The following is a 26,664-nucleotide window of genomic DNA, read 5'->3' as shown; positions in this document are numbered from 1 at the left end:
GTGTTTTAAAAAGTTAGATTGAATCCCACATTATAAACCCTTGTCTGGGGATAGTACTGTCCGGCAGAATTGCTTGCTTCGGGATCCAACAGTTTAAATTTGTCCCAGGTAATCAAGTTATATCCGTTCAAATAGATACGTAATGCATGGATTTTCCCCAACTTATTGAGCAATGCCTGAGAGAAATTGTATCCGAGTTCCAGTGTTTTTAACCGGATATAATTAGTGCTTCGCAAGAAATAGGTATTGTTGTTATTATACCAATACGCATCGCCTCTGTCATAGGTTCTGGGGCCTGAATAGGGACTGCCGCTGGGATCGGGAGTCATGCCGGTTGGATCATCGGGGTCGGGGATCCACCGTTTGGAAGCGAAACTTGCAAAATAGTTGCCGATATCGCCCGACTCGGTGTGTACATATTGAACAGCTCCCGCGGCGCCCTGAAAGAATATAGATAGGCTGAGTTGTTTCCATGTTCCTGATAAATTGACTCCTCCCATCCAGTCCGGCGTGCCTATGCTTTTATTTATTCTGACCCTGTCATTCGCATCGATTTTGCCATCTTTGTTCACGTCTTCAAACATGACATCCCCCGGCCTTGCTCCTGTCCAGTGCGGATAGGCGTCCACTTCTTTCTGATTCTGGAAGATTCCGATGGATTTATAATATAAACCGGTGCCGATTTTATCGCCTACGGCTGTTTGATATTCGGGTAATCCTGTAACCTCATTGGTTTTAATAACTTTGGATACTGAATATCCTGCATTAAGCGCTATATAAAACGAAAAATCTTCATTTACCGGTTGGTTCCATCCGATATTGCCATCAAAGCCTGTGCTGTTGACCTGGCCGATGTTTTGCCTGGGAGGTGTATATCCGGTGGTTTGGGGTTGGGTTTCCAAGGGCAGGATAAGAATGCCCGTTCTGACCTGACGCCAAAAGTCCAAAGTAAATGTCAGTTTGTCTTTGATAGCTGTCGCATCTATGCCTACATCAAATTGATTTGCCCGTTCCCAGGTGATGCTGGGGTTGGGTATCCTGGACTGGTAAAGGCTGGATACGACGTTATCTATTCCCAATACATAACCTCCTCCAAATTCATAGCCTCCATAGTATTGCTGGGCTTCTACCAACTGGGTGGGGTCTGTCAGATCATTACCTGTTTTTCCCCAGGATGCCCGCAACTTAAGCTCATCAAACAGCTCGATCTTGTTCCTGAAAAAAGGTTCTTCGGAAAGTCGCCAGCCGGCTGAAAAGGCCGGAAAAAATCCCCAGCGGCTATTTGAGGGGAACAGATAAGATCCGTCGTACCGTCCGACAAACTGAAACAGGTATTTATTTTTATAGTTGTACTCTGCTCTTGAAAAATAGCTGAGCCGGGCTCCGTGAGCGGCGGACCCGTTATTGGTCCAGTCCTCCTGAGACCCTGCGAATAATTCGGGAATCTCGGTGGAAATGAAATGCCGGCGAAAGGCATTGAAATTGTTTTCTCCAAACCGCTGCATTTCCGTACCCACCATCAGGGACATATTGTGATCCCCAAAGGTTTTTTTATAATTGGCTACTGCATTGGCCAGGATTTTCTGGTCTGAATAGTATGTTTGGGAAAGTTGAGGATCCGACGGTCCTTTCATGGCAGCCGTAAGGAAATTTTCAGGATCTTTTTTGTCATTATTTATATACGCTTGTTTATCAAAATTGTATAATGTCCAGGGGATCGCCCAATCTTTAATTTCCTGGAATTTCTTGTTATAGGAAAGCAATCCCCGGATATTGAAGCCTTTGAGACCCGGGATGGTGATGTCTGCAGTCAGATTACCCGTCGCAAAATATTGGTTGTTATGATGAAATCCGGTAGCCTTAGTACCGGTTACCACCGGTTGAACTCCGCTCTCCAGATCAGGTCCCGGATCCCCGTTTGGATAGTAGGCAGGGTCTGTGGGGCGACCTCTCATCAAAAAGCGGAATATCTGAGCTGCAGAGACCGTTGGATAATTTCTGGCTTCCTTACGGCCGCTAAGGTCCAATCCGATTTTTATATTTTTAGTTACCTGCGCAGTGATGTTACTTCTTAGGTTAAATTGATTGTAACGCGTAGCGCTTTGCTTGTAAAATCCGTCTTCCGTCAATCCTCCGAGGGACAGATAATAAGTAAGCTCCTTCGACCCTCCGCGGATCGAAAGATTGGCGTTCGTTTGCAGGGATAAATTCTTTAAGCCGGCTCTGAACCAATCTGTTGATGGATACAACCACGGATCCCTGTCGGGATCGCCGTAAGCTTTAATTTCATCTTCGGTGAATTGCGGCGTATTTCCGGCGTATGTAGCAGCTTCGTTGATCATGTTCATATATTGAACAGCACTGGCCATCTTCGGTATCCGGGTAGGCTGCGTGACTCCCTGATTAAAAGTCAGGGTAAATTCCGGCGCCTGTTCGAGCATACCATGTTTGGTAGTAATGAGTATTACCCCGTTGGCAGATTCTGCTCCATAAATAGAGGCCGTAGCGTCTTTAAGGATGCTCATACTTTCTATGTCATTCGGATTGAGTCGTTCCAAGGTGGAATTAGGGCTGGGTACTCCATCTATTACCAGCAAGGCAGCATTATTATTCAGTGTGTGTTTTCCTCTTATCAGGATATTGCTTCCGTCTCCTCCCGGCTCTCCGCTATTATTTATGGCAATTACACCGGGAGCTCTTCCTGCCAGGGTATTTGAAAAGTTGGTGACGGGCGCTTGCTTTAATTCAGAAATGGATACTGTAGATACGGATCCGGTAAGATTTACTTTCTTTTCCGTCCCGTACCCTACTACTACCACTTCATTTAATCCGCTGGCCGAGGGTTGCAGGGTAATCGTTAACTTTGTTCGATCCCCTACAGTTATTTCCTGCGTCTGATAGCCTACATAGCTCACTTCCAAAACAGCATTTTCGGGCACAACGAAGGTGAATTTTCCTCCGATATCCGTAACGGTTCCCTGGCTGCTGCCTTTTACTTTCAGTGTAACCCCTACCAGCGGTGCCCCTTTTTCGTCCACGACCATGCCCTCTACCTTATGCTGGTCTTCTAAATGTTCTTTCAAAGAAATCACGACGAGGTCATTGTCAATGATTTTGTAAGTGAGGGTTTTATCCAGCAGCCTGTCCAACACTTCCGAAAGGCCGGCCCTGTGCACATTTAAACTGATCGGATTGAGATGTTTCAGATACCGCTCATTATAGAAAAAGCGATAGCGGCTTTCCTTCTGGATTTTATGAAGCACTTTATCCACATTTACATGTTCCATATGGATGGTAAACAAGTTTTGTCCATTTACATGAGCTGATGCCCGGAGGCAGCACACAAGAACAATAATAGAGGTAAGCTTCATTATAAGTACCAGTTTTCGGAAAAGGCTGCCGGAAGAAGTGGCAGGGCAAATAGGGGACGGTAGTACTTTTTTCATACTTTTGTATTGATAAGTTAATAAAGGGGCATGGCTTGCGTGGCCTGCTCTTGTTGACTTTTACGGGGAAGAGTAGCCGCTCTTCCCTTTTTTGCCGTTAGAAGCCTTCATCCATATCTTACATAATACATAACTATGCTATTTATCAATTTTGCAAAAATGAATGTAGTTTATTAACTCGCTGTTATTTGTCTTTTAAGCCATTATTATTGTTTCAAATACACGGTGTCTCCGGTTATCTTATAGTGAAACGACGTTGTCATTTGAAGCAATTGCATGGCTTTGCTAATGCTTTCATTCTCAAAAATACCATTGAGCCGTTCTTTCATTAATAGTGTGTCTTTAAAAACGATGTGCACGTTGTATCTCCGTTCCAGACCCCTTGCAAGATCGCCGAATCGTTCATTTTGAAAGGCCAGCTTGTCTTGCAGCCAGGCTATTTCCGGAATAGGCGTCTCGGTCTGCAGCGGAATCACTTCTTTTACCTGGAAGCTCAGTTCTTTCTGCTTTTTTAGGTTTCTTCCTTTGATGTCAAACTTTTGGTTGATTACCGTAAGCTTTTCATGGGGTGTCAGCACTATTTTCTTGTCCGGGTTATCCGCTATTTGTACCTGTACTTTTCCATCGATGAGTGTCGTTTCAATTTTATTCTCATTATCATATGCTTTGATATTGAATCTTGTACCCAGCACGTGGATGATAATGTTTCCGGCGTGGACGATCAGAGGATGGCGGGCATCATGTCTTACATCAAAACAGGCTTCGCCATCCAGATATATTTCCCGGTTTCCCTGAATAAAATTATCAGCGTAGCTGATATGGCTTCCTGCATTTAACCATACAACAGAACTATCCGGTAAGGTCTTTTTTTCAGGCGCTCCATAAGGCACCATTACCCACTTTTTTTTCAGTACCACCTCGTTTTTCCTCTTTGATTGCCAGATATAGAAAATAGCGGTACCTGATAAAAGCAGGCTGGTCCAGATTGCTGCACGAAGTAAATAGGTGCGACCCGGGATCCTTCTCTGTTTTCTTTTAAAAGGGAGCTGCTTATAATTATCCGGGATCTTTTTCTCCAACCTTAACCAGCCTTTCTGTATCAGTTCTTCTTCATGGGCCGCCGATTCATAATGTTGTTTCTCTCCTTCAACAGATCGCAGTATTTCGGTAAAAAAATGGAATTCCGGATGGCTTTTTAATAAATCATTTAACTCTTTGATTTCCTGTTCCGAAGCATGTTGACCCAATCGTTTTGCCAATAAATGCAATATTCTTTCAGAATCCATTTTTTTGATCTTACTTAGGGCTCTTTTAATAAGGAAACGATTTTTTGGGAAATTCCCTAAGCACATCAATACTTTTTTTGAAGACTTTGTCAGAACATCCTTTTTTTAATCAGAAGTTGCCCAGTGCTATGGGCACGGATTTATATTCTTTCCATAGCGGGAGGAGGATGAAGGAAAGTTTCTTTAATGCCAGGCAAAGCTGTGCGTCGACGGTTTTTACTGAAACATTCAGTATGGCGGCAACCTCACGGTAGCTTAAATGATCTTCTTTGATCAATTTAAAAATCAATTTACAGCGGGGAGGAAGCTGCTCAATCGCTTCCCGGATCCCTGAGCGGAGTTCTGCTGTAATCAGCAGCGATTCGGGATTGATCGAGAGATGTAAATGATTAACGGTCAGGTCATTTAACGATAACGGCGCCGGTAATTTGTTTTTCCTCAAAAGATTCAGCGATGCATTTTTAACCGCCACATAGAGATAGACATTGAAATTTGAAATGTTGTCCAATTCATGCCTTTTTTGCCAAAGCGACAGAAAAACATCATTGACTACCTCCTCGGCATTTTCTTTTGATTTTAAATACGAGAAGGCAAACTGATAGAGACGGAAAAACAATAATTGATACAGCTGTTTGAATGCATTTTGATCCTCCTGATGTTGTATTTGCCATAAAAGTGCTTCCATCATGATCTGAAAAGGAATAAATTGCAAAACAAGATAAGTATAATTTTGATAAAATGAAATAAATCAATATAAATCGTAAGTTAAAAGGTGCTGCTTGCTTTCAATGTCTACTTTTTATTATTTACTTACTAATTATATGATAAATTAATAATTTTTCTTTCAAGCTTTTTTGTTATACTCTCAGGAACCCGTTCAAAGCGGGTTATGGGGAAGTTCAAAACATTAAGAACGGCGTCTATGGATACCGGCGTGATGCTTCCATTAGCAATACTTTATTGATACTAAATGAAAAGCATCCATTTTACCAACTTTTTGATAATTGGCAGATTCTTGTTTAGTGAAAGAGGAAATTACCTTCTGCGTTCTTGGAAAAAGGGGCTTACAACTTCCTGCGCGACTGCTTGTAATCTTCATCTTTATTTTCTCCGCTTCCGGCAAACGGATTTACCTCAGCTGCAAAATAAAAATGCCCCGGGCAACGCCCGGGGCAGGAAGGATTGTGCGGCAGAGGAGATTCGAACTCCCAAGCCCTTTCGGGCACTACCACCTCAAAGTAGCGCGTCTACCAGTTTCGCCACCGCCGCGAGGGGGTGCAAAAATAAGATTTTTTTCCACGAAACAAATCTATTTCCGTAAGAGCACCCGGAAGGTGGTACCCTTGCCGGCTTCCGAGGATTTTATGCTCAGCTTGCCCTTGTGATAGGTCTCGATGATCCGCTTGCTGAGGGAAAGACCCAGTCCCCAGCCTCTTTTCTTGGTGCTGAACCCCGGCTTGAAGACCTTGGCCTGCAGGGTACGGGGAATCCCTTTGCCGGTATCGGCCACGTCGATCCAGGTTTCCGTAGCCCGGTTGCTGATCGTGATGGTAATCCTGCCGCTGCCCTCCATGGCATCGAGCGCGTTTTTCAGCAGGTTCTCGATCACCCAGTCGAACAGCAGGGGGGAGATCATCGCCGGGATATCGTCTTCCCCGTGGGTCTCTATTTCAAAGCCGACTTTCTGGGGCGCCCGCTTCCGGATATAGTTCACCATGTGCGTCACCTGGCTGACCAGATTGTGCTCCTCCAGCACCGGAGTGCTCCCGATCTTCGAAAACCGCTCTGAGATCAGCTTCAGCCGGTCGAGGTCCTTGCCCAGCTCCGCCACAATGGGCGCATTTCCCGGATGCTCCTTCAGGATTTCCATCCAGGCCTCGATAGACGATAGGGGCGTCCCCAGCTGATGCGCCGTTTCTTTGGCCAGCCCCACCCAGACCTGATTTTGAGTGGCGCGGCTGGTATTGGTGAGGGCGATCAGGGTGACCAGGATAAACAAGGCGACGATAAAAAGCTGCACGTAAGGATAGTACCGGAGCTGCTTCAGCATGGTGGAATCGCCGTAATATACATAGTTGCGGTCCTCCCGGTTTTTGGGATTGTACTCCTGCACGATGGGCGGATGCCGGACGCGAAACAGCTCTAGCTGCTTTTCGACGTATTGCGGGTCCCGGGCGATCTGCTGGGAGTCCAGGTTGGTATAGAGCACCTTTCCGCTTTTGTCCGTCAGGATAATGGGTATGGTCTTGTTGTTGGCGATGATCTCGCTGGCCAGGTTCAGGTTGGCATCGGCGGGCGCAGTGAGGATTTCCTTGTTGGCCTCCACCCACAGCTGCATCTTTTTCCGCTCCTCCCCGGCCATTTTACGGGCCAGGTTGTCCACGTAAAGGAGGGAAGCCGCGATGATCAGTATCGCGATAAGCGCCAGTATGGCTTTTCCGCCCGGATAATACTTGAACATACTCATAAAACGCTTTAAATATAGCATATTGTATGGAATCCCGGGGAGAGTCCCGCACAAATCCTATTTTTGCTGCATTGACCCGACGAGCCCATGTCTTTCCCTGCTGTAGCCGTAGTGATCCTGAACTGGAACGGCCGCTCCTTCCTGGAACGGTTCCTGCCCTCGGTATGCGCTTCCACTTATCCCAACCTGCGTATATACGTGGCCGATAATGCCTCTACGGATGACAGCATAGCGCTGGTAACCAGCCGCTTCCCGCAGGTAACCGTAATCCGGAATACCGAGAACGAGGGGTTTGCGGGAGGGTATAACCGGGCGTTGCGGCAGGTGGATGCGGCCTATTACGTTTTGCTGAATCAGGATGTGGAAGTAGAACCGGGCTGGATAGAGCCCGTGATCGCCCTGCTGGAGCAGACTCCCCGGGCGGGAGCCGCCCAGCCCAAGCTGCGTTCCTGGCATAACCGGGATCATTTTGAATATGCCGGCGCGGCGGGCGGGTGGATAGACCGCTGGGGCTTTACCTTCTGCCGGGGCCGTCTTTTTGATACCGTGGAACCCGACCACGGACAATACAACGATGTAGCAGAGGTATTTTGGGCCAGCGGCGCTGCGCTGTTTGTAAAAGCTTCCCTTTACCGGGAGCTGGGCGGGCTGGACGCTGATTTTTTTGCCCATATGGAGGAGGTGGATCTCTGCTGGCGGCTGCAGCGGGCAGGCTACCGGGTGCTGTACTGTCCCGACGGCATCGTGTATCATGTCGGTGGCGGCAGCCTTCCTCAGGGCAATCCCCGGAAGGTGTATCTCAACTTCCGGAATAATCTTATGCTGCTGCACAAAAACCTGCCCCGAGGAGAACGGCGTTGGGTGCTTCCCGTAAGGCTGATGCTGGACGGCTTTGCCGCTATCCGCAGCCTGCTCCAGGGCCGGCCTGCGGAGGTAACCGCCATCCTGAGGGCCCACCGGGATTACTATAAATGGCGAAAGACATACCGGTCGCCGTCTGACCGCCAGGCGGCGCCCTTAGGGAAATTACCCGGCGCCTATACCGGCAGCATTATTGTGCAGTATTTCCTCCTGGGCAGGAAGCGCTTCTCCCGGCTGTCCGGCATTCCCCGCAAAACCTCCTGATAGCCGTCCGCAGCGCAGCTTTCTGCCCGGCTCAGGCCATGGATTCGCGGATGTCCTCCATGATCCGTTTGGCGATGTTCTCAGAAGTGGTCTGGAACTGGCTTTCCGCGTAGATGCGGATAATGGGTTCGGTATTGGATGTACGGAGATGTACCCAGTCGTTGTCAAATTCGATCTTCAGCCCGTCTTCCGTGTTGATGGGATTGTTTTTGTACTTCGCCTTTATCCTGTCAAAAACCTGCCTTACATCCACGCCTGCATCGAGGGATATCTTGTTCTTTGAAATAAAATAGTCCGGATAAAGTCCCCGCAGGGCTTTCATGTTTTTCCCGCTTCGGGCCAGATGGCTCAGAAAAAGGCCAATGCCGATAAGGGCGTCCCTTCCGTAGTGCAGCTCCGGTACGATGATGCCGCCGTTGCCTTCCCCGCCGATCACCGCGTTGACGGCCTTCATCTTATTTACCACGTTGACCTCTCCGACAGCCGAGGGAAAGTATTCGCCTCCGTGTTTGAGGGTGACGTCTTTCAGGGCGCGGGTGGAGGAAAGGTTGGAAACAGTGTTTCCCTTTTTCCGGCTGAGCACATAATCGGCGACGGCCACAAGGGTGTATTCCTCGCCGAACATGCTCCCGTCCTCACATACAAAGCAAAGCCGGTCCACATCGGGATCCACGGCGATGCCCAGGTCGGCGTTCTTCTTTTTTACTTCGGCGGACAGCGCGCTCAGGTTTTCGGGAAGCGGCTCCGGATTATGGCTGAAATGGCCGTTTACCTCGTCAAACAGCACGGTGATGCCGTTTACCCCCAGCGCCTTCAGCAGGGGAGGCACAAACAGGGCGCCCGTGGAGTTGACCGCATCCACCACGACATTCAGCTTGCGGCCGCGAATGGCTTCCGCATCCACAAGGGGGTGCTCCAGGATGAGGTCGATATGCCGCCGCAGGTAGCTGTCGTTGACGGCAGTGCTGCCCAGACGGGTAACCTCGGCAAAGGAAAAATCTTCCCGGGCAGCAATATCCAGCACGGCGGCGCCCGCTTCCGCGGATATGAACTCCCCGTCCCTGTTGAGCAGCTTCAGGGCGTTCCATTCCCGGGGATTATGGCTGGCCGTGATGATAATGCCGCCGCCGGCCTTTTCTTCCCGCACCGCTATTTCCACGGTGGGGGTGGTGGACAGGCCCAGATCAATCACATCCAGCCCGAGGCCATTCAGCGTGGATACCACCAGGTCGCGCACCATGCTGCCGGAGATGCGGCCGTCGCGGCCGATCACTACTTTTTTTTCTTCGCCTTGCCGGCTGAGCCAGGTGCCGAAGGCAGCCGTAAAGCGGACCACATCCAGGGGTGACAACCCTTCGCCGGGTTTTCCGCCTATCGTGCCCCTGATCCCTGAAATAGATTTTATAAGCGCCACAGTATATCTTTTGAGAAGGCAAAGATAAAACATTGGAGGTTCCCGGGTGCGTGGTCGATCTAAAACCTATCTTTGCAGTTTGTCTCCCGGCCATATCCGGGGGGAGCAAGGATAAGTCTGTACTAACGTATATTTATTTCATGAGCAACCACCGGCGCAAACATCTTCCGGGTTATGTCAGCTATGTGTTAGCCGGCTTTTGCATGCTGTACGGTTTCCTGGTGCTGTTCCGTCTTATCTTTTATCTTTTCTTTTTTACCTCCACCATACATACTCCTCCTGTTATCACCCGGGCCTGGTACCTGGGACTGAAGTTCGATCTCCGTCTTGCCCTCATCATCCTGCTGCCCGTATTGCTGGCGGCGCTTGTCTTCCGGCAGCGTATCCTGGTGCAATGGGCTTTCCGGAGAATATTCTCTGTCTATTTTTTTATTGTATATGCCGGTCTCTACCTGCTGTATGTAACCGATCTGGGATACTACAGCTACCTGGGGGTGAGAATGGATCCTTCCGTGCTCCGTTTTCTTGCTTCCGGCGAGCGGACTACCAATGGCCGGATGGTCTGGGAGACCTATCCCGTTATCCGTATCGTGCTGGGAGGGATTATTGCCGTGTGGGCGGCCATGCTCCTGCACCGCTGGTACCGCAACCGGCTGTCGTCCCGCAGGGTGCCGTTGGGGAAGCTGTCCTTTGCGGGCCTGTGTACGGGAATGATCCTGCTGTTCGCTGCCGGCATCTACGGCAATTTCGGTTACTTCCCCCTGCGCTGGAGCCAGGCCATGTTTGCCGGCGATAACGGGATTGCCAGCCTGGGTCTCAACCCTGTCCTTTATTTTACCGGGAACCTTTCCGTCAGCTCCGAAACTTATGATCCTGCCGCTACCCGGAAGTATTATCCGGTCATGGCCCGCTATCTCGGGGTGGAGCGCCCGGATTCCCTGCACCTGGACTTTATCCGGCAATATCCCGGCCGGAACCGGCAGGGTAATCCTCCCAACGTGGTGTTTGTGATGCTCGAGTCCTGCGGCGCCGCGCTGACCAGCATGTCCGGCAACCCCATGCAGGCGACCCCCAACCTGCAGCAGCTGGCGGAACAGGGCTTGTGGTTTGAACATTTTTATGTGCCGGCGCAAAGCACGGCGAGAACCGTATTCGGGATCACCACCGGCCTGCCGGACGTCACCTCGGTCAAAACCGCTTCGCGCAATCCCAAGATCGTGGATCAGCGGGTGATCATGGATCAGTTCGACGGGTATGAAAAATACTATCTTCTGGGGGGAAATACCAACTGGGCCAACATGAGGGCCGTCTTTACCAATAATGTGCGGGGAATAAAAATATACGAAGAAGGCGATTTCAAGGATGCCAAGGCAGATGTCTGGGGCATTTCCGACTATGACCTGATGGGGGAGGCGGACAAGGTGTTCCGGGATGCCTGGCAGCGCGGTAAGCCTTTTGTAGCCTTTCTCCAGACAGCGGACAACCATAAGCCCTATACCACCACGGCGGGCGACGGCGACTTCCGGAAGCTCACCAGCGACGAGGTGGACCCCACCCGGCTGAAAGCCGCCGGTTTTGCTTCCCTCGGACAGTTCAACGCACTGCGTTACCTGGACTACAACATCGGTCATTTCATGAAGCTGGCGCGTAAATCCGGTTATCTCGACCATACCATTTTTGTCTTTTTCGGCGATCATAATGCGGTTATGGATCCTTACGGCTTTATGCCCTACCCGGAATACGAAATGGGTATCGGGTCTGTCCACGCGGCCTGCGTCATCTACGGACCGCCTTATGTGCAGCCCCGTAAGGATACGCTCCCGGCCAGCCTGCTGGATCTTTATCCCACAGTGGCCCATATGGCAGGCGTCCCTTACCGGAATTATACGCTGGGTATCGATCTGCTCGACAGTACCCGCACGTTGCCCCGTTACGCCTATGTGTCGTATATAAAAAATTCGATGCAGTATCACGGGCTGATCGGACCGCATTTTTTATATGAAATCAATAAGCAGACAAAAAAAACCGGCCTGTACGACTGGCAGAAGGATGCCTTGAAGGATGTGAAGAACGAGTACCCGGATTCGGCCCGCTATCTCGACGGACTGACCCGCGGTTTTTTTGAAACAACCTGGTACCTGATGTTTAACAATAAAAAGCATACCGGCGGAGATAAATGACACGGCTGCCCGGGCCGCGTAACGGCCGGTGCTTTACCGGGAAAATGCTATCTTGCTTCCTGTTCCGGTAGCGCACCCACCGGAGAGGACCTGCCGGTTGCGGCGCCGGCGGCAAAAAAACATCATGCAAGACCTGTTAAAATTTGATTACCGTCTTTTTTTCGTGCTCAACGGTCACTGGCATGCTCCCTGGCTGGATACGATATTCCCTTTTTTCCGGAATCCCTTTTTCTGGGCGCCGCTTTATCTTTTCCTGGTGCTGTTTATGCTGATCAATTTCCGCTGGCGGGGATGGTGGTGGGTACTTTTTTTCCTGCTTACCTTTGCCGTTACCGATTATACCTGCGGCAATATTATCAAAGACCTGACCCTCCGTATGCGTCCCTGCAACGACCCCGTAATGAGCCAGCATACCCGCTCCCTGGTGCCCTGTGCCGGTCATCATTCCTTTCCGTCCAACCATGCCGCCAACCACTTTGCGCTGGCCATGTTTCTTTTTCTCACGCTGAGAGAGCGTTTCGGGAGGTGGATGGGTTTGTTTTTTGTCTGGGCCTTCCTGGTTTCGTATGCGCAGATATACGTGGGTCAGCACTATCCTACGGATATCGTGGCGGGTACGGCGCTGGGTCTGGTCATCGGTACGCTCACCGCGCTCTTTTATAACCGCAGGATCGGGTTACCGGCAGCGGCGGATGAGCCTGAAGAATACTACGGCGCCGGCTAAACGTGGCATCACGCCGGTATAACGGATAAAAATCATGTTCTGGACTTACTTGTTGCTGATCATATTGGCCGGGCTGGGCGGCGGGATGCTGCCCCTGGTATTCAGCCGTTTTCGTTCGGGGCAGGTGGTATACCTGCTGACCTTTACGGGAGCTTTTCTTTTTGGGATTACCATCCTGCATCTGCTGCCCGAGATTTTCGCCGATCTCGGAGAAAGCGCCGGTATCTATATTGTTGCGGGGTTTTTTCTGCAGGTATTTTTACAGCAGTGGTCGCACGGCCTGGAGCACGGTCATACCCATGTGGCGGCTCCCGGCGCCCATGTGGCCCTGTCCGGCTTGCTGCTGGGCCTGTCCATCCATGCTTTTATGGAAGGCATTCCGCTGGGTTTCCGGTTTCACGACAAGGCCACGCTGCCGGCCTTGTTTCTGGGTATCCTTTTTCACAAGCTTCCCGAGGCTTTTACCCTGGCTACGGTGCTGCTGCACCAGCATTCCGGAAAGAAAAAGGCTACGGTGCTGGTGCTGGTATTTGCGGCCATGACACCCCTGGCTGCGGTGCTGGCACGTATGGCCGGTTCGGTGGTACAGGGAATATCGGAGCTGTTGCTGTATATCGTAGCTATCGTTGCGGGCGCTTTCCTGCACATCTCCACCACCATATTCTTCGAAAGCGGCACCCGCCAGCACGAGCTTAACCGGGGGAAGACGCTGAGTATGATCATCGGCCTGCTGCTTGCCCTGGCTACCCGTCTGTTTGAGTAGGCATCCCTGTATAATCGCCGAATTGTATTAACTTCACCTTTTTAGGCCGGTAATGGAATTGATCGTCATATTGGTACTGATATTGCTGAACGGGATTTTCGCCATGTCTGAGATTGCGCTGGTATCGGCGCGGAAAACAAGGCTGGAAGGCCTGGCGGAAAAAGGCGATAAAAAGGCCAGGACGGCCCTGCAGCTTTCCCAGAATCCGGACCGCTTCCTCTCCACGGTCCAGATCGGTATTACCCTTATCGGTATCCTCACCGGGGTATACTCGGGAGACAAGGTCACCCTCCACATAGAACAGTGGCTGCAACGCTGGCCGGCGCTGCAACCTTACAGTCATTCCATAGCGGTAGCGGCCGTGGTGCTGCTGATCACTTATTTCTCCATGGTGCTGGGAGAGCTGCTGCCCAAAAAGCTGGGGCTTTCACGGCCCGAATGGGTGGCGCGGCTGATGGCTGGCCCCATGAATGTGCTCTCCCGGATCACCTTCCCCTTTATCTGGCTGCTCAGCGCCTCCGCCAACCTGCTGGCCCGTCTTTTCCGGATCGGCCCGCAGGCAGACAATACGGTAACGGAAGAGGAAATAAAAGCCATGATCAGCGAAGGCACCACTTCCGGCGCCATCGAGGAAACGGAGCAGGAGATCATCGAACGGGTCTTTCATCTGGGCGACCGCAGCATCACCTCCCTGATGACGCACCGCTCGGATATCGTCTGGATCGATGTGAGCGACAGCCCCGAGCAGTACCGCGATAAGATCATGAAGGAGCTGCATTCCGTCTATCCCGTTTGCGACGGAAAGATCGACGAGCTGGTGGGCGCGCTGTACATTAAAGATCTGTATCTGGCTGCCGCAGATACGCCCGTGCGTCAGCTGATGCGCAAGCCTTTGTTTATCCCTGAGAACAATACGCCCTACCAGGTGCTGGAGAAGTTCCGTATCACCCGTTCGCACTATGGCTTTATCGTGGACGAGTACGGTTCTTTCCTGGGCATGCTTTCCCTCAACGACATCCTGGAAGCGCTGGTAGGGGATATGCCCGAGGTGGGTGAAGCGGAGGATTACGAGCTGGTCCGCAGGGCAGACGGTTCTTTCCTGGTGGACGCCCAGATACCCTTTTATGATTTCCTGGCGCATTTTGATAAGGAAGACTGGATCACCGACGAAGAGCAGCAGGAATTCGATACCCTGGCCGGGTTCATCCTCCACCGGCTGGAACGTATTCCGCAGGTCGGAGAGACGTTGAACTGGCGGGGCTTCTGTTTCGAGATCGTGGACATGGACGGACACCGTATTGACAAGATACTGGTCAAAGCCGCCCGGGAAGATGCCGACGAAGCGGAAGAGTGAAGCAAGCCGCAGCAATACGGTACGTTTACGAATCATTAATCCCTTAAAACCGAATATCGAAAATGAAGAAGCTAATTACCGCTGTCATCCTTCTCGTGTTTGTCTGCAGGCTGAGCTATGCCGCAAGGGTGGACACCATTCGCGTATACAGCGCCGCCATGCACAAGGAGGTGCCCTGTGTGATCGTGCGTCCCGATGTACTGCTGCACGGACGTACTGCCGGCACGCATCTGCCGGTGGTATATCTACTCCACGGTCACAGCGGTAACTATGCGGACTGGATCAGCAAGGTGCCTGCTTTAAAGGACTATGTGGATCTGTATCATATCATTGTGGTATGTCCCGACGGCGGGTTCGACAGCTGGTACCTGGACAGCCCGGTAACCCCGGAATACCGGTATGAAACGTTTGTGTCCAAAGAGCTCATCAGCTATGTGGATGCGCATTACCCGACCATCCCGGACCGGGCCCACCGCGCCATTACGGGACTGAGCATGGGCGGTCACGGCGCGCTCTTCCTGGCTTTCCGTCATACGGATCGCTATGGGGCGGCAGGAAGCATGAGCGGCGGTGTGGATCTCCGGCCTTTTCCCGATAACTGGAATATCAAAGGGCGGCTGGGCACCCTGCAGGAACATCCCGAACGCTGGGAGAAAAACAGCGTCGTCAGCCTCGCGGACTCGCTGAAAAACGGGGAGCTGAAGATTGCCTTTGAATGCGGAGTAAAGGATTTTTTTATTACGGTAAACCGGAACCTGCATAAAAAGCTGGTAAAGCTGGGTATCGATCACGACTATACGGAGCGGCCCGGTCAGCATACCTGGGAATACTGGAGCAATGCCCTGCCTTACCAGCTGCTTTTCTTCCACCGGTTCTTTGCCGCCGCCGGCGTTAAGACTCGCTGATCTTTATTTCCTGCCGGTAGGCCTTGGGCGTTTTGCCGGTCATCTCCTTAAAAAAGCGGTTAAAGTTGGAAAGGTTCTGGAACCCGCATGAATAAGCGGTTTCTGCGATGGACCATTCTTCCTCCGAAAGTTTCCGGCATACCTGCCCGATCCGGACCTCGTTTACAAACTGGACAAATGATTTTTTTGTCCGGTTTTTAAAGAAGCGGCAGAAAGACTGCGGCGTAAAGTTGGTGATACGCGCCACTTCGTTCAGCGAGATATCGCGATGGTAATTGCTGAGCACGAATTTGAACACCTCGTCGATCTTGTGATTGTCTCTCGGGTTATAAGCGTGCGTGTACCCGATGCTGGCCAGGTATTCGTACTCCTGGGTCTCGGAAAGCAGCTGCAGTATCTGCAGCAGGGAAATAATGCGGTCCATACCCTTCTGCGCGGGAAGGCGCAGCAGGCTGCGCGTAGCCGCTTTGTGGGCTTTTCCGTAGATCTTCATGCCGCGGCGGGCCCTTTGAAAAAAATCTGCCAGCTGCCGGGTCTCTTCCAGCGAAAAAAACTTTTCCCCGAAAAGTTCCTGCAGGAAATAAACCACTACGGAGCGGGCCTGCAGGTCGGTTCTGCCCTGGTAATATACCTCTTCGTTGTACCAGACATGGGGAAGGTTTGAGCCGACAAAAACCAGGTCGCCTTTTTCAAAATGCTCGATGCTGTCCCCCACGATGCGCCGTCCGTGGCTTTCCACTACATATACCAGCTCGCATTCGGGATGAAAATGAAAGAGGTTGTTGAAGTAGGGTTCCCGGCGTTCGATGACCATAAGCTGGCTTTCCGCAGGTGTGCTGATCTTACCAAGGATGGGCTTCATTTATTTTGGCCTATTTTAGGGCAAATTAAGCTTTTTTGGATAAAAAAATATCAGACCTTTCCTTTTGTTAATTTTACGTTAACTGCAGATATATTTTTTGTAACTTTCTCCCTATCTTATAACGGTGTAATATTTTACCCGGTAAACAAGGTGATCGAAATGCCGGCAGGATGGACAGGCAAAAGTCGCCGCCGCCCTGTGGGATGATCTTTTTACGCTATGCCAAAACCATCCACAAGAAAATGAAGCGGGTATCCTTAAAAGACATTGCCCGGGAAGCGGGTGTCTCCACCACTACTGTTTCCTTTGTCCTTAATGGGAAAGCCCGTGAGAAGCGGATCAGCGAGGCGGTCTGCCAGCGCGTCCAGGAGCTGGTATGCGCCTTGAAGTACAAGCCCAACCAGGTAGCCCGCGGGCTGCGTACGGGTCAGACAAAAACCATCGGACTGATGGTGGAAGACATTTCCAATAACTTCTTTGCCACCCTGGCCAGGATCATTGAGGATGAAGCCGACCGGCACGGCTATAAAGTACTTTACTGCAGCACCGAAAACAACACCGAAAAAGCCAAGGAGTTGCTGCAAATGCTGCATCACCGGCAGATAGACGGGTACATCATTACCCCCACCAACGGTATCGAAGAGGAGATCCGGGAATTGCTCCAGCATAAAAGACCGATGGTGCTGATCGACCGTTATTTCCCCGAGATCCCCACCAATTATGTGATGGTGGACAACTTCAGGGGGGCCTATATGGCTACGGAATACCTCATCAAATCCGGCTACCGCAAGATAGGCATCGTTACCCTGGCCTCCGAGCAGGTACAGATGCAGGACCGGCTGGAAGGCTTTATGGCGGCCATGCACCAGTATAAGCTGCCGGTTCGGAAATACGATCTCAAGAAGATACCCTTTGAGCAGCAGCGGGAGAAGACGGTGCAGGAGATCGTCCGTTTTCTCCGTCCCGCCACGCGGCCCGAAGCGGTTTTTTTTACCACCAATTACCTGGGCATATACGGGCTGGAGGCCATCAAGCAGCTGGGTATTCCTGTTCCCGAGGAGCTGGCCGTGATCAGCTATGACGACCACGATCTCTTCCGGCTTCATAATCCTTCCATCACCTGTATGGCACAACCCATTGCCGAGATCGGCAGGCAGGTGGTGCAGGTGCTGGTCCGTGAGATGGAAGAGCAGAACGGAAACGGGAACGGGAACGGGAACGTAAACGTAAACCAGCTGGTCCTTCCAGCTTCCCTGGTGGTAAGGAGTTCCTGCGCCCTGCAGGAATGGGTGATATAGATATCCAGGCACTATTTTTGAACCTGTTCACAAAAAACGGAGGCCATCATGAACATCTTCGAATATGTGAACAAAGCCATGCACGGGGAGATCAGCAAGCCTGAAAACCCCAATCAGGAAGCCGGTACCCAGCCGCATCATACGCTTAAGGGAGCCACCATTCCCGCGGCCCTGGCGGCATTGTATGCCCATGCAGAGGATGAGGAGGCCAGGGGGCGCATCGCCGCAGCAATAAAAAAACATCCCGATGCAAAGGACATCGCGGATAAGGAAATACTCCATCTTCTTTTTGGAAGCCGTCAGCAGGCGGTTTGTCGTACGGTAGCCGAATATTCCGGCGTTACCCCCGAAGCGGCAGCGACCTCGCTGGCCGCATCGGGCCGTGCAGGATTGGAAGGGCTGCGGCATCACCTGGGCGATAAGGCCGCGGACGGGGCTGCCGTAGCCCGGTACCTCATGATGCAGCGGAAAAACATCCTCGAGCACCTGCCCGCACAGCTACAGCTGGGCCGCATACTGGAAAAGGAAGATATGGAGGATGTGGTACATAAGATGTCCGGTCCTTTCAGCTCGGTGATCCAGAAGATCGGGGAGATCGGCGACGCTTCTTCCGGCAATACCCGCGAATAATTATTTTGAAGTAACTTGCGGACATGCAACAGTATCTCGACCTGCTTCGCCATATCCTGGAGAACGGCGCGGAAAAGAGCGACCGTACGGGAACCGGCACCCGCAGCTGCTTTGGCTATCAGATGCGCTTCGATCTGCAGCAGGGCTTTCCGTTGGTGACCACCAAAAAAGTACACCTCAAGTCTATTATCTATGAGCTGCTCTGGTTCCTGCAGGGAGATACCAACATTGCCTACCTGAAGGAGCATGGTGTAAGCATATGGGACGAGTGGGCGGATGATGGCGGTAACCTCGGTCCGGTATATGGCAAGCAATGGCGAACCTGGGAAACGGCCGCCGGCACCGCCGTGGATCAGATCAGCGAGGTGATCGGCCAGCTGCGGACGAATCCCGATTCGCGCAGGCTGATCGTGAGCGCATGGAATGTGGGCGACCTGCCGGAGATGGCGCTGAGCCCCTGTCATGTGCTGTTCCAGTTCTATACTACTCCTCCTGCTCCGGGCACACAGAAAAGAAAGCTGAGCTGTCTGCTCTACCAACGCAGCGCCGACGTGTTCCTGGGAGTTCCTTTTAACATTGCTTCCTATGCATTGCTGACGATGATGATAGCCCAGGTAGTAGGGATGGAGCCCGGGGAGTTTATTCATGCATTCGGGGATGTACACCTGTACAATAATCACCTGGAGCAGGCGCAGCTGCAGCTGAGCCGCCAGCCCTACCCCCTTCCCGTTATGCGGCTCAACCCGGCGGTAAAGGATATCTTTGCCTTCCGGTTTGAAGACTTTACCCTTGAAAATTACCGGTACCATCCGCCGATCAAAGCGCCGGTAGCCGTATAAAAATACTTTGCCTTTATGACGCTCTCCGCCATTACCGCCGTTGCCGAAAATCATGTGATCGGGAAGGATAATGCCCTGCCCTGGCGGCTTCCTGCGGATATGCGGTTCTTCAAGAACACGACCTGGGGACATCCCGTGATCATGGGAAGAAAAACCTACGAGTCTTTTGATAACCATGCCCTGCCCGGACGTACCAATATCATCATTACCCGGCAGCCGGATTTCCGCGCAGACGACGCCCGGATCGTGCACTCGGTGGAAGAGGCTGTAGGAGAAGCGAAATCGTTGGACGCAGACGAAGTGTTTATACTGGGAGGGGCCGAGATATACCGGCAAAGCCTGCCGCTGCTGGATCGCATCTACCTGACACGTATATACGCTGAGTTTGAAGGAGATGCTTTTTTCCCCGAGCTGGATACACATGCCTGGCATATGGTAAAAGAGGAAAAGCATACTCCCGACGAAAAAAATAAATATTCCTATGCCTTCCAGGTGTGGGAGCGGATGTAAACTACCGGCCGCACACTGCAGCCGATATATATCTCAGGGCGGCTGCAGCCCGGCAACAGATAACAGTTGATGGATAACAGGATACGGCTCGGTCTTCAATATATCAGGTATAGCCTGAGCTCCGGCACACGTCACGATGTGCATTCTCCTTTTGTATTTGAGCTGATCGAGCAGGTCCTGCGGGACAAAAGGAATTTCTATTTTTTCAACCGTATTGAGAAACGCCGCCGGCAGCTGGAGACCGATGACCGCAGCATCCGGGTCACCGATTTCGGAGCCGGTTCCCTTCATACCGGTTCCCGGGAGCGGAAGGTGAGCGAGATCGCACGGCACGCCGCCAAGCCTCCGAAGTATGCGCAGCTGCTTTTCCGGCTGGTCAATTATTTTCAGCCCGGTTTTGTGCTGGAGCTGGGCACTTCCCTGGGCGTCTCCACCGCTTACCTGGCGGCGGCCAACCGGCAGGCGCAGGTGGTGACCATGGAGGGCTGTCCGGAGACCGCAAAAGTGGCAACGGAAACTTTTGCTGCCCTGCAGCTGACGAATATCGAGCTGATTACGGGCAATTTTGATGAAACCCTTGCCCCTGTCCTGCAGGCGCTGCCCCGGCTGGACTTTGCCTTCATCGACGGCAATCACCGCAAGGAGCCTACCCTCCGCTATTTTTCACAATGTCTTACCAAGGCGCATAAGGATACCGTGCTGATCTTTGACGATATCCACTGGACAAAAGATATGGAAGCCGCCTGGCGGCAGATACAGGAGCATCCCCAGGTTACGCTGACGGCAGACCTCTTTTTTATCGGCCTCGTTTTCTTCAGGGATACCTTCCGCGAAAAGCAGCATTTTGTACTGCGCTATTAAAGCGTAATCGCAGCGATCTCCTCCATGGTCTCCCGCGCCGCCTCAAGTGTGCGGTCCAGGTCTTCCTGTGCGAGCGCGTCAGACAAGAACCAGCTTTCAAAAGCCGACGGCGGCAGATAGATGCCCCGGTTGAGCATGGCATGGAAGAACTTTTTGAACAGCTCGTTATTGGCCCCGGAAGCCGATACGAAATCCGTAATGGGGTATTCGGTGAAGTGAACGCTCATCATCGAGCCCACATGGTTGATCTGCGAGAAGATATTTCCGATGCCGAATACGCCTTTCAGTCCTTCGACCAGGTAGCTGGTTTTCTGCTGTAGCCGTGCATACAGCTCCGGATGATTATACAGCTCCTTCAGGGTAGTATAGCCGGCCACCATGGCCAAAGGGTTGCCGCTGAGCGTACCCGCCTGGTATACCTTTCCCGCGGGAGCGATCTCCTCCATAATGGCCCTGGAGCCGGCAAAGGCGCCGACCGGCAATCCCCCGCCGATGATCTTGCCAAAGGTGACGAGGTCGGCCTGTATGTTGAAATACTCCTGTGCTCCGCCCCTGGCCAGCCGGAAGCCGGTCATCACCTCGTCGAGGATAAAGACGATGCCTTCGCGGGTACAGAGCCTACGTAATCCTTCCAGGAAACCTTCCGCCGGCGGAATGCAGCCCATGTTACCGGCTACCGGTTCTACGATGATGGCTGCGATCTCTCCTTTGTGCTCATCGATAAGATCCTCCACTACCGAGAGGTTGTTATAAGGCGCTGTCAGGGTATCCTGTGCCACTGCGGGGGTGACGCCGGGCACCTGCTGGATGTTCAATGTAGCGACGCCGCTGCCGGCGCTGACGAGAAAGGAATCGGCATGGCCATGATAGTTACCTTCGAACTTGATGATCTTGTTGCGTCCGGTATATCCGCGGGCCAGCCGTATAGCGCTCATGCAGGCTTCCGTTCCCGAGTTGACCATTCGGACCATCTCGATATGGGGTACCATCTCCACGATAAGGGCTGCCATCTCCACCTCCAGCTCGGTGGGCGCGCCGAAGGAAGTGGAGCTTGCTGCCTGGCGTTGGATGGCCGTCACTACCGGCTCATAAGCATGACCCAGGATCATCGGTCCCCAGGAGTTGATATAGTCGATGTAGCGGTTACCGTCGGCATCGTAGAGGTAAGCTCCCTTTGCATCGCGCAGGAACAGGGGCGTGCCTCCCACGCTTTTGAAGGCACGTACCGGAGAATTAACACCACCCGGTATAAATTGCCGGGCGCGTTCGAAAAGTTGCTGACTGCGTGTATTCATGTGCAAAAAATTATTTTACAGGTGAAGGTGAAAAGGCAGTGACGGGAGTATCTGCCGTTTTATCCATTGATGAGGGCCACGGCCTGTCTGGCAAAATACGTGGCGATCAGGTCGGCTCCCGCGCGTTTTATGGCGGTAAGGCTTTCCAGGATGGCCTTGTTCTCATCCAGCCACCCCTTTGCGGCGGCCGCTTTGATCATGGCATATTCCCCGCTGACATGATAAGCGCTGACCGGCAGCGTGACCGCATTTTTTATTTCGCGTATGATATCCAGATAAGCCATGGCGGGTTTTACCATCAGGATGTCGGCGCCCTCTTCTACGTCCGAAAGCGCTTCCTTAACCGCTTCCCGCCGGTTGGAGAAATCCATCTGGTAAGTCTTCTTGTCTCCGAAGCCGGGGGCGGAATCCAGCGCATCGCGGAAGGGACCATAGAAGCAGGATGCATATTTGGCGCTGTAAGCCATGATACCGGTGCGGGTATAGCCATTCTTCTCCAACCCTTCGCGGATAATGCCGATGCGGCCGTCCATCATGTCGCTGGGCGCTACCCAGTCGGCGCCCGCCCGGGCATGGCTGAGGCTCATTTTAAGCAGCGCCTCGGCGGTCTCGTCATTGACGATCTCGCCGTTCTTTACAATACCGTCGTGACCGTATTCGGAGTAAGGATCCAGCGCCACATCGGTCATCACTACCATTTCCGGAACCGCATCTTTGATGGCTTTTATGCTGCGCTGCATCAGGCCGTCCGGGTTCCAGGACTCCTGTCCGGTATTGTCTTTCAGGCGGTCCTCACATTTTATAAAAAGCAGTACGCTTCTGATGCCGAGTCCCCAGAGGGCTTTTACCTCCTGCACGGTCTTGTCCAGCGAATAGCGGTAGTAGCCCGGCATCGACGGTATCTCGTAGGCGATGTCCCGGCCTTCGTCGATAAACAGGGGCGCGATAAAATCCTGCGGCGTCAGTACGGTTTCCGCCACCAGGGAGCGAATGGCCGCGTTTTTCCTTAAGATCCTGTTCCTGCGTTGTAAGTACATGTTATAGTTTTGAAATTTATGTCCAATCGACCGGCGTCCGGCAGATATTCAGCAGCTTTTCCTCTTCGCTGCCCGGATCGGGCCGGTAATCATAGTCGAACCGCACCGTGGGCGGAAGGCTCATCAGGATGCTTTCCACCCTGCCGTTGGTCTTTAATCCGAAGAGGGTGCCGCGGTCGTGGATCAGGTTAAATTCCACGTAACGGCCTCTCCGTATTTCCTGCCAGTATTTTTCCCCGGCTCCATAAGGTACGTCTTTTCTTTTTTCCAGCAGCGGCAGGTAAGCGGTTAAAAAGGCGTCGCCGTTGGACTGCTGGAAACGCAGCAGCCTTTCGGCATCCGCTTCGTCTGCCGGCCGCATATGATCATAGAATACCCCGCCGATGCCGCGCATTTCCCCTTCGCGGTGCTTGTTAACGAAATAGTCGTCGCATTCCTTTTTATAACGGGGATAAAGGTCGGCGCCGAAAGGGTCCATGGCGATTTTCAAGGTGCTGTGAAAATGCCGCGCATCTTCTTCAAACAGGTAGTAGGGGGTGAGGTCTGTGCCTCCCCCGAACCAGCGGTCGGCTACCTGGTCCGTGTCGTCATAAAGTTCGAAATAACGCCAGTTGGCATGGACCGTAGGCGCATAAGGATTCAGCGGATGAATGACCAGGCTCAGGCCGGCGGCAAACCATTTGGCACCGGTGATGCCGAGCTGTCGCCGCATATTGTCGGTTACCGCGCCATAAACCACCGACGTATTCACGCCTCCTTTTTCCAGTACGTTCCCATGCTGGATGATGCGGGTTCTTCCGCCGCCTCCGCGACCCTCAGCCCGTTCCCATTCGTCAGTATGGAATACGGCGGCCCCGTCCGCTGTCTCCAGCGCCTGGCAGATGTTTTCCTGCAGCTCATAGATATAGCCGATCCACCGGTCTCTGAAGTTGCGGGTAGCTGTTTTATGTAGCATGCGGATATGTTTTTTAAACCGCTTCGCGGTTAAATGTTTTTACTTCGTCTACGAATGCCCGGGCATGATCCACCGGTACGTTCGGAAGAATGCCATGGCCGAGATTGGCAATATAGTGATCCGGGCCGAAATCCCGGAGCATTTTCCGGACAGCTTTTTTCAGATCGCTTACCGGCAGCAGCAACTTTGCCGGATCGAAATTTCCCTGCAGCGCCACCCGCTCACCGGCGGCTTTGCGGGCCGTCTGCGGCTGGATGCACCAGTCCAGGCCCAGGGCATGGGCGCCGGTCGCCGCCATGCTGTCCAGTGCATACCAGGCACCTTTGGCAAAGAGGATAAGGGGCGCTTCATCCTTCAGCGCGCTGACGATCTGCCGGATATAGCAGAGGCTGATGGTTTCAAAGTCATCCGGTCCCAGCAGGCCGGCCCAGCTGTCGAAGAGCTGTATTACCTGTGCTCCGGCCCTGACCTGCGCTTTCAGATAGGCGATGACCGTATCGGTGATCATCTGAAGCAGGCGGTGCGCCGTTTCCGGCTGGGTGTAGCAGAATATTTTGGCTTCGTCAAAGGTTTTGCTGCCCCGGCCCTGTACCATATAGCACAGCAGGGTCCACGGAGCGCCGGAAAACCCGATCAGCGGCACCCGCCCGTCCAGGGCCTCCCGGGTCATCTTCAGGGCATCCATGACATAATGCAGGCGGTCTTCTACATCGGGAATGCATAAACGCTGCAGATCGGTAGCCGTTTTCACCGGCAGCGGCAGCACGGGACCGGTGTTCTCCACCAGCTGTACTTCCATACCCATGGCCTGGGGGATCACGAGGATATCGGAGAACAGGATGGCGGCATCCACCCCGATCTGCTCTATCGGCTGCAGGGTGATCTCGGTGGCCAGCGCAGGCGTTTGTACACGGTCAAAAAAGCTATATTTTTCTTTCAGCTTCAGGTAATCCGGCAGGTAGCGGCCGGCCTGCCGCATCATCCATACCGGCGGTCTTTCGGTTTTTTCACCGCGTAGGGTGCGCAGCAACAGGTCGTTTTTTAAGGCGGTCATGCGTGTCGGTTGTTGTTTTTAAAATAATCGGCTATGGTGTCGAGCAGCTGCGCGGCATTCGGCTTCGGGCTGACGACGACAGGGTTGCCCGTGAAAGCATCCAGCTCCCTTGCCGTAGTGCCGCCGATGGCAAAACATACGGTTGCCGCGGGCAGCCGGTTCAGTGTAAAAAAGCTTTTCACCGCGCTGGGGCTGAAAAAGCAGATGCCGTCAAATTCTTCCGGGACGGTTGCCGGGACGGGAACGGTTTCATATACTTTTAGCTCGTTTACCGTTATGCCCGCGGCAGACAGGCGCCGGGGCAGCTCATCCCTTCTGAGGTTGCCGCAGAAAAAATATACTTCCTGCAGCCCCGGTACCTCCAGCAGCGCTCCGGCGAGGGTTCCGGCGTCGGCACCCAGGGCAATAATATCTGCGCCGGGGAAAGCGGATGCCGCAGCTGTCTGCGTGGTGCCGGCCAGGCAGGCGATATGCCAGCCGGTGCTGCCGCCCGGACGGGGGGGGCAGGACGCTACGGTCTCTACCGCATGAACGCTGGTAAATACGGCTGTTATGGATTTTCCGAAAAGGCTTTTCAGCGTCTGTTCCAGGGAAGGAGTAAGGGCGGGGCCGGTCCGGATAAAAGGGCGGCATTCCAGTTGCAGGCCTTTGTCTGCGGCAGACCGGATCAGGGCGTCGTCAAGTACGCGGGTGCATAATATGTGGGGGCGTTCATCCGGCATTTTTTATTTTTGCTACGATGTGGTCGCCGCCCTGGCCGAGCAGTTGCTCTCCTGCCTTTCTGCCCGTGAACCGGGCTGCTGCCAGCGGCGATTCACAGGCGACGTCCAGGCAATCCCTGCCGTCCGGGCTGCAGATATTTCCTTTGAAAAACAGCTTTCCCTCCTGTACATACGCATGTGCGCTGATGGGGGTGGAGCAGCCTCCCAGGAGGGTAGCCAGAAAGTCCCGCTCCTCTGTCACGCACAGTTCTGTTTCGGGATCGTTCAGCTTGTCGCATAGCTCCCTCAGTGGAGCATCGTCTTCCCGGCAGGCTATCAGGATGGCGCCCTGCGCGGGGGCCGGCAGCATCCAGTCCAGCGTGAAGGCGTTTTCCGGACGGCTGTCGATGCGTTCAAGACCGGCGGCTGCAAAGATGGCGCCGTGCCAGCTGTTGTCCCGTAGTTTTTGCAGCCGGGTCTGCACATTCCCCCGTAGCGGCTCAAGAATATGATGAGGATAGCGTTGCAGCCACTGCGCTTTCCGGCGCACGCTGCCCGTAGCGATGGTCAGCGTTGCTTCCGGAAGAGGAATGCCGTTCTTCAGCCGTTCGAGGTGCTCAGGAAGAACGCTGTCTTTAAATACCAGCAGGTCGTGGTACGAGGCGCGCGGCAGTATGGCCCCCGCTGTAATACCTTCCGGGAGCTGCACCGGTACGTCTTTCATGGAATGAACGGCCACATCGATGCGGTCATTCAGCAGGGCGGCATCGAGCACACGGGTAAAAACGCCCTGCACGCCCATTGCATAGAGCGGTGTACGCTGATCCCGGTCTCCTTCGCTTTTCACGGGAACCAGTATTGCTTCCTGCCCCTGCTGGAACAGCAGCTGTTTTACCAGGGAGGCCTGCCATACGGCTAAACGGCTGTCCCGCGTTCCGATGCGGATTACTGACGCCAT

Annotated in this window: 23 protein-coding genes and 1 tRNA gene; 11 read left to right on the top strand and 13 right to left on the bottom strand. The window is 52.9% G+C overall.

Features of this window, described 5'->3' with window-relative positions; all coding sequences use genetic code 11:
* Positions 1 to 5: 5 nt before the first annotated feature.
* From ABD851_RS12435 to ABD851_RS12415, 5 genes are all read right to left on the bottom strand, one after another.
* Positions 6 to 3,446: a TonB-dependent receptor gene (locus ABD851_RS12435; RefSeq protein ID WP_344979727.1), complete on the bottom strand. Its 3,441-nt coding sequence runs from the start codon at positions 3,444 to 3,446 to the stop codon at positions 6 to 8.
* Positions 3,447 to 3,652: 206 nt separating this feature from the next.
* Entirely contained in the window at positions 3,653 to 4,732 is a 1,080-nt protein-coding gene (locus ABD851_RS12430; protein WP_344979725.1) for a FecR family protein, read from the bottom strand.
* Between the two features lie 109 nt (positions 4,733 to 4,841).
* Positions 4,842 to 5,420, bottom strand: a complete 579-nt coding sequence (locus tag ABD851_RS12425) for an RNA polymerase sigma-70 factor (protein ID WP_344979723.1) — start codon at positions 5,418 to 5,420, stop codon at positions 4,842 to 4,844.
* 497 nt (positions 5,421 to 5,917) lie between these two features.
* Positions 5,918 to 6,001, bottom strand: a tRNA-Leu gene (locus ABD851_RS12420).
* Between the two features lie 40 nt (positions 6,002 to 6,041).
* Positions 6,042 to 7,193: a sensor histidine kinase gene (locus ABD851_RS12415; protein WP_344979721.1), complete on the bottom strand. Its 1,152-nt coding sequence runs from the start codon at positions 7,191 to 7,193 to the stop codon at positions 6,042 to 6,044.
* Positions 7,194 to 7,286: 93 nt separating this feature from the next.
* Between ABD851_RS12415 and ABD851_RS12410 the strand changes: the two genes are divergently transcribed.
* Entirely contained in the window at positions 7,287 to 8,324 is a 1,038-nt protein-coding gene (locus ABD851_RS12410; RefSeq protein WP_344979719.1) for a glycosyltransferase family 2 protein, read from the top strand.
* Between the two features lie 31 nt (positions 8,325 to 8,355).
* On the opposite strand, the gene glmM is transcribed toward ABD851_RS12410, so the two are convergent.
* Positions 8,356 to 9,738: a phosphoglucosamine mutase gene (gene glmM / locus ABD851_RS12405; RefSeq protein ID WP_344979717.1), complete on the bottom strand. Its 1,383-nt coding sequence runs from the start codon at positions 9,736 to 9,738 to the stop codon at positions 8,356 to 8,358.
* 140 nt (positions 9,739 to 9,878) lie between these two features.
* On the opposite strand from glmM, the gene ABD851_RS12400 reads away from it, so the two are divergent.
* The 5 genes from ABD851_RS12400 to ABD851_RS12380 all read left to right on the top strand — a co-directional run bounded on the left by ABD851_RS12400 (position 9,879) and on the right by ABD851_RS12380 (position 15,664).
* Positions 9,879 to 11,918, top strand: a complete 2,040-nt coding sequence (locus ABD851_RS12400; protein ID WP_344979715.1) for an LTA synthase family protein — start codon at positions 9,879 to 9,881, stop codon at positions 11,916 to 11,918.
* 124 nt (positions 11,919 to 12,042) lie between these two features.
* Entirely contained in the window at positions 12,043 to 12,642 is a 600-nt protein-coding gene (locus tag ABD851_RS12395) for a phosphatase PAP2 family protein (RefSeq protein ID WP_344979714.1), read from the top strand.
* 34 nt (positions 12,643 to 12,676) lie between these two features.
* Positions 12,677 to 13,405: a ZIP family metal transporter gene (locus tag ABD851_RS12390; RefSeq protein ID WP_344979713.1), complete on the top strand. Its 729-nt coding sequence runs from the start codon at positions 12,677 to 12,679 to the stop codon at positions 13,403 to 13,405.
* Positions 13,406 to 13,457: 52 nt separating this feature from the next.
* Positions 13,458 to 14,759, top strand: coding sequence for a hemolysin family protein (locus ABD851_RS12385; RefSeq protein ID WP_344979711.1), 1,302 nt, complete (start codon positions 13,458 to 13,460; stop codon positions 14,757 to 14,759).
* A gap of 62 nt (positions 14,760 to 14,821) precedes the next feature.
* Positions 14,822 to 15,664, top strand: a complete 843-nt coding sequence (locus ABD851_RS12380; protein ID WP_344979709.1) for an alpha/beta hydrolase — start codon at positions 14,822 to 14,824, stop codon at positions 15,662 to 15,664.
* Here ABD851_RS12380 and ABD851_RS12375 read toward each other — a convergent pair.
* Complete coding sequence (locus tag ABD851_RS12375; protein ID WP_344979707.1) at positions 15,651 to 16,526, bottom strand: AraC family transcriptional regulator; 876 nt, start codon at positions 16,524 to 16,526, stop codon at positions 15,651 to 15,653. The two genes, ABD851_RS12380 and ABD851_RS12375, sit on opposite strands and share 14 nt — an antisense overlap.
* Before the next feature lie 170 nt (positions 16,527 to 16,696).
* Between ABD851_RS12375 and ABD851_RS12370 the strand changes: the two genes are divergently transcribed.
* From ABD851_RS12370 to ABD851_RS12350, 5 genes are all read left to right on the top strand, one after another.
* Positions 16,697 to 17,824, top strand: a complete 1,128-nt coding sequence (locus ABD851_RS12370) for a LacI family DNA-binding transcriptional regulator (RefSeq protein WP_344979705.1) — start codon at positions 16,697 to 16,699, stop codon at positions 17,822 to 17,824.
* Positions 17,825 to 17,872: 48 nt separating this feature from the next.
* On the top strand, positions 17,873 to 18,454 hold the full coding sequence (locus ABD851_RS12365) for a hypothetical protein (RefSeq protein WP_344979703.1): 582 nt from the start codon (positions 17,873 to 17,875) through the stop codon (positions 18,452 to 18,454).
* Positions 18,455 to 18,477: 23 nt separating this feature from the next.
* The gene (locus tag ABD851_RS12360) at positions 18,478 to 19,293 is read left to right on the top strand and encodes a thymidylate synthase (RefSeq protein WP_344979701.1); all 816 of its coding nucleotides are present in this window, start codon (positions 18,478 to 18,480) and stop codon (positions 19,291 to 19,293) included.
* A 15-nt stretch (positions 19,294 to 19,308) separates the two neighbouring features.
* Positions 19,309 to 19,803: a dihydrofolate reductase gene (locus ABD851_RS12355; protein WP_344979699.1), complete on the top strand. Its 495-nt coding sequence runs from the start codon at positions 19,309 to 19,311 to the stop codon at positions 19,801 to 19,803.
* 69 nt (positions 19,804 to 19,872) lie between these two features.
* A complete protein-coding gene (locus ABD851_RS12350) occupies positions 19,873 to 20,664 on the top strand; it encodes an O-methyltransferase (protein WP_344979696.1) in 792 nt (263 codons plus the stop codon).
* On the opposite strand, the gene hemL is transcribed toward ABD851_RS12350, so the two are convergent.
* From hemL to hemC, 6 genes are read right to left on the bottom strand one after another with little or no spacing between them, the layout of a single operon-like run.
* A complete protein-coding gene (hemL, locus tag ABD851_RS12345) occupies positions 20,661 to 21,959 on the bottom strand; it encodes a glutamate-1-semialdehyde 2,1-aminomutase (RefSeq protein ID WP_344979694.1) in 1,299 nt (432 codons plus the stop codon). The two genes, ABD851_RS12350 and hemL, sit on opposite strands and share 4 nt — an antisense overlap.
* Positions 21,960 to 22,018: 59 nt before the next feature.
* Positions 22,019 to 22,996: a porphobilinogen synthase gene (gene hemB / locus ABD851_RS12340; protein WP_344979692.1), complete on the bottom strand. Its 978-nt coding sequence runs from the start codon at positions 22,994 to 22,996 to the stop codon at positions 22,019 to 22,021.
* A gap of 16 nt (positions 22,997 to 23,012) precedes the next feature.
* Complete coding sequence (gene hemF, locus ABD851_RS12335; RefSeq protein WP_344979690.1) at positions 23,013 to 23,951, bottom strand: oxygen-dependent coproporphyrinogen oxidase; 939 nt, start codon at positions 23,949 to 23,951, stop codon at positions 23,013 to 23,015.
* 13 nt (positions 23,952 to 23,964) lie between these two features.
* Positions 23,965 to 25,005: a uroporphyrinogen decarboxylase gene (gene hemE / locus ABD851_RS12330; RefSeq protein ID WP_344979688.1), complete on the bottom strand. Its 1,041-nt coding sequence runs from the start codon at positions 25,003 to 25,005 to the stop codon at positions 23,965 to 23,967.
* Positions 25,002 to 25,727, bottom strand: a complete 726-nt coding sequence (locus ABD851_RS12325) for a uroporphyrinogen-III synthase (protein ID WP_344979686.1) — start codon at positions 25,725 to 25,727, stop codon at positions 25,002 to 25,004. The genes hemE and ABD851_RS12325 overlap by 4 nt, the downstream gene beginning before the upstream one ends.
* Positions 25,717 to 26,664, bottom strand: a complete 948-nt coding sequence (hemC, locus tag ABD851_RS12320) for a hydroxymethylbilane synthase (protein ID WP_344979683.1) — start codon at positions 26,662 to 26,664, stop codon at positions 25,717 to 25,719. The genes ABD851_RS12325 and hemC overlap by 11 nt, the downstream gene beginning before the upstream one ends.

Origin of the sequence: Compostibacter hankyongensis (genome assembly GCF_039541075.1) — a bacterium.
Lineage (GTDB): Bacteria > Bacteroidota > Bacteroidia > Chitinophagales > Chitinophagaceae > Compostibacter > Compostibacter hankyongensis.
The sequence above is the reverse complement of the archived record's forward strand: the minus strand, read 5'-3'. Positions and strand labels throughout refer to the sequence as shown.

Coding starts and splice junctions, on each gene's coding strand:
- ABD851_RS12360 (WP_344979701.1), top strand. CDS start 18,478: ATGCAACAGTATCTCGACCTGCTTCGCCATATCCTGGAGAACGGCGCG.
- ABD851_RS12435 (WP_344979727.1), bottom strand. CDS start 3,446: ATGAAAAAAGTACTACCGTCCCCTATTTGCCCTGCCACTTCTTCCGGC.
- ABD851_RS12390 (WP_344979713.1), top strand. CDS start 12,677: ATGTTCTGGACTTACTTGTTGCTGATCATATTGGCCGGGCTGGGCGGC.
- ABD851_RS12325 (WP_344979686.1), bottom strand. CDS start 25,727: ATGCCGGATGAACGCCCCCACATATTATGCACCCGCGTACTTGACGAC.
- ABD851_RS12400 (WP_344979715.1), top strand. CDS start 9,879: ATGAGCAACCACCGGCGCAAACATCTTCCGGGTTATGTCAGCTATGTG.
- ABD851_RS12380 (WP_344979709.1), top strand. CDS start 14,822: ATGAAGAAGCTAATTACCGCTGTCATCCTTCTCGTGTTTGTCTGCAGG.
- ABD851_RS12365 (WP_344979703.1), top strand. CDS start 17,873: ATGAACATCTTCGAATATGTGAACAAAGCCATGCACGGGGAGATCAGC.
- ABD851_RS12350 (WP_344979696.1), top strand. CDS start 19,873: ATGGATAACAGGATACGGCTCGGTCTTCAATATATCAGGTATAGCCTG.
- ABD851_RS12415 (WP_344979721.1), bottom strand. CDS start 7,193: ATGTTCAAGTATTATCCGGGCGGAAAAGCCATACTGGCGCTTATCGCG.
- ABD851_RS12385 (WP_344979711.1), top strand. CDS start 13,458: ATGGAATTGATCGTCATATTGGTACTGATATTGCTGAACGGGATTTTC.
- ABD851_RS12430 (WP_344979725.1), bottom strand. CDS start 4,732: ATGGATTCTGAAAGAATATTGCATTTATTGGCAAAACGATTGGGTCAA.
- ABD851_RS12425 (WP_344979723.1), bottom strand. CDS start 5,420: ATGATGGAAGCACTTTTATGGCAAATACAACATCAGGAGGATCAAAAT.
- hemF (WP_344979690.1), bottom strand. CDS start 23,951: ATGCTACATAAAACAGCTACCCGCAACTTCAGAGACCGGTGGATCGGC.
- ABD851_RS12355 (WP_344979699.1), top strand. CDS start 19,309: ATGACGCTCTCCGCCATTACCGCCGTTGCCGAAAATCATGTGATCGGG.
- ABD851_RS12410 (WP_344979719.1), top strand. CDS start 7,287: ATGTCTTTCCCTGCTGTAGCCGTAGTGATCCTGAACTGGAACGGCCGC.
- ABD851_RS12395 (WP_344979714.1), top strand. CDS start 12,043: ATGCAAGACCTGTTAAAATTTGATTACCGTCTTTTTTTCGTGCTCAAC.
- hemL (WP_344979694.1), bottom strand. CDS start 21,959: ATGAATACACGCAGTCAGCAACTTTTCGAACGCGCCCGGCAATTTATA.
- ABD851_RS12375 (WP_344979707.1), bottom strand. CDS start 16,526: ATGAAGCCCATCCTTGGTAAGATCAGCACACCTGCGGAAAGCCAGCTT.
- hemE (WP_344979688.1), bottom strand. CDS start 25,005: ATGACCGCCTTAAAAAACGACCTGTTGCTGCGCACCCTACGCGGTGAA.
- hemC (WP_344979683.1), bottom strand. CDS start 26,664: ATGGCGTCAGTAATCCGCATCGGAACGCGGGACAGCCGTTTAGCCGTA.
- ABD851_RS12370 (WP_344979705.1), top strand. CDS start 16,697: ATGGACAGGCAAAAGTCGCCGCCGCCCTGTGGGATGATCTTTTTACGC.
- hemB (WP_344979692.1), bottom strand. CDS start 22,996: ATGTACTTACAACGCAGGAACAGGATCTTAAGGAAAAACGCGGCCATT.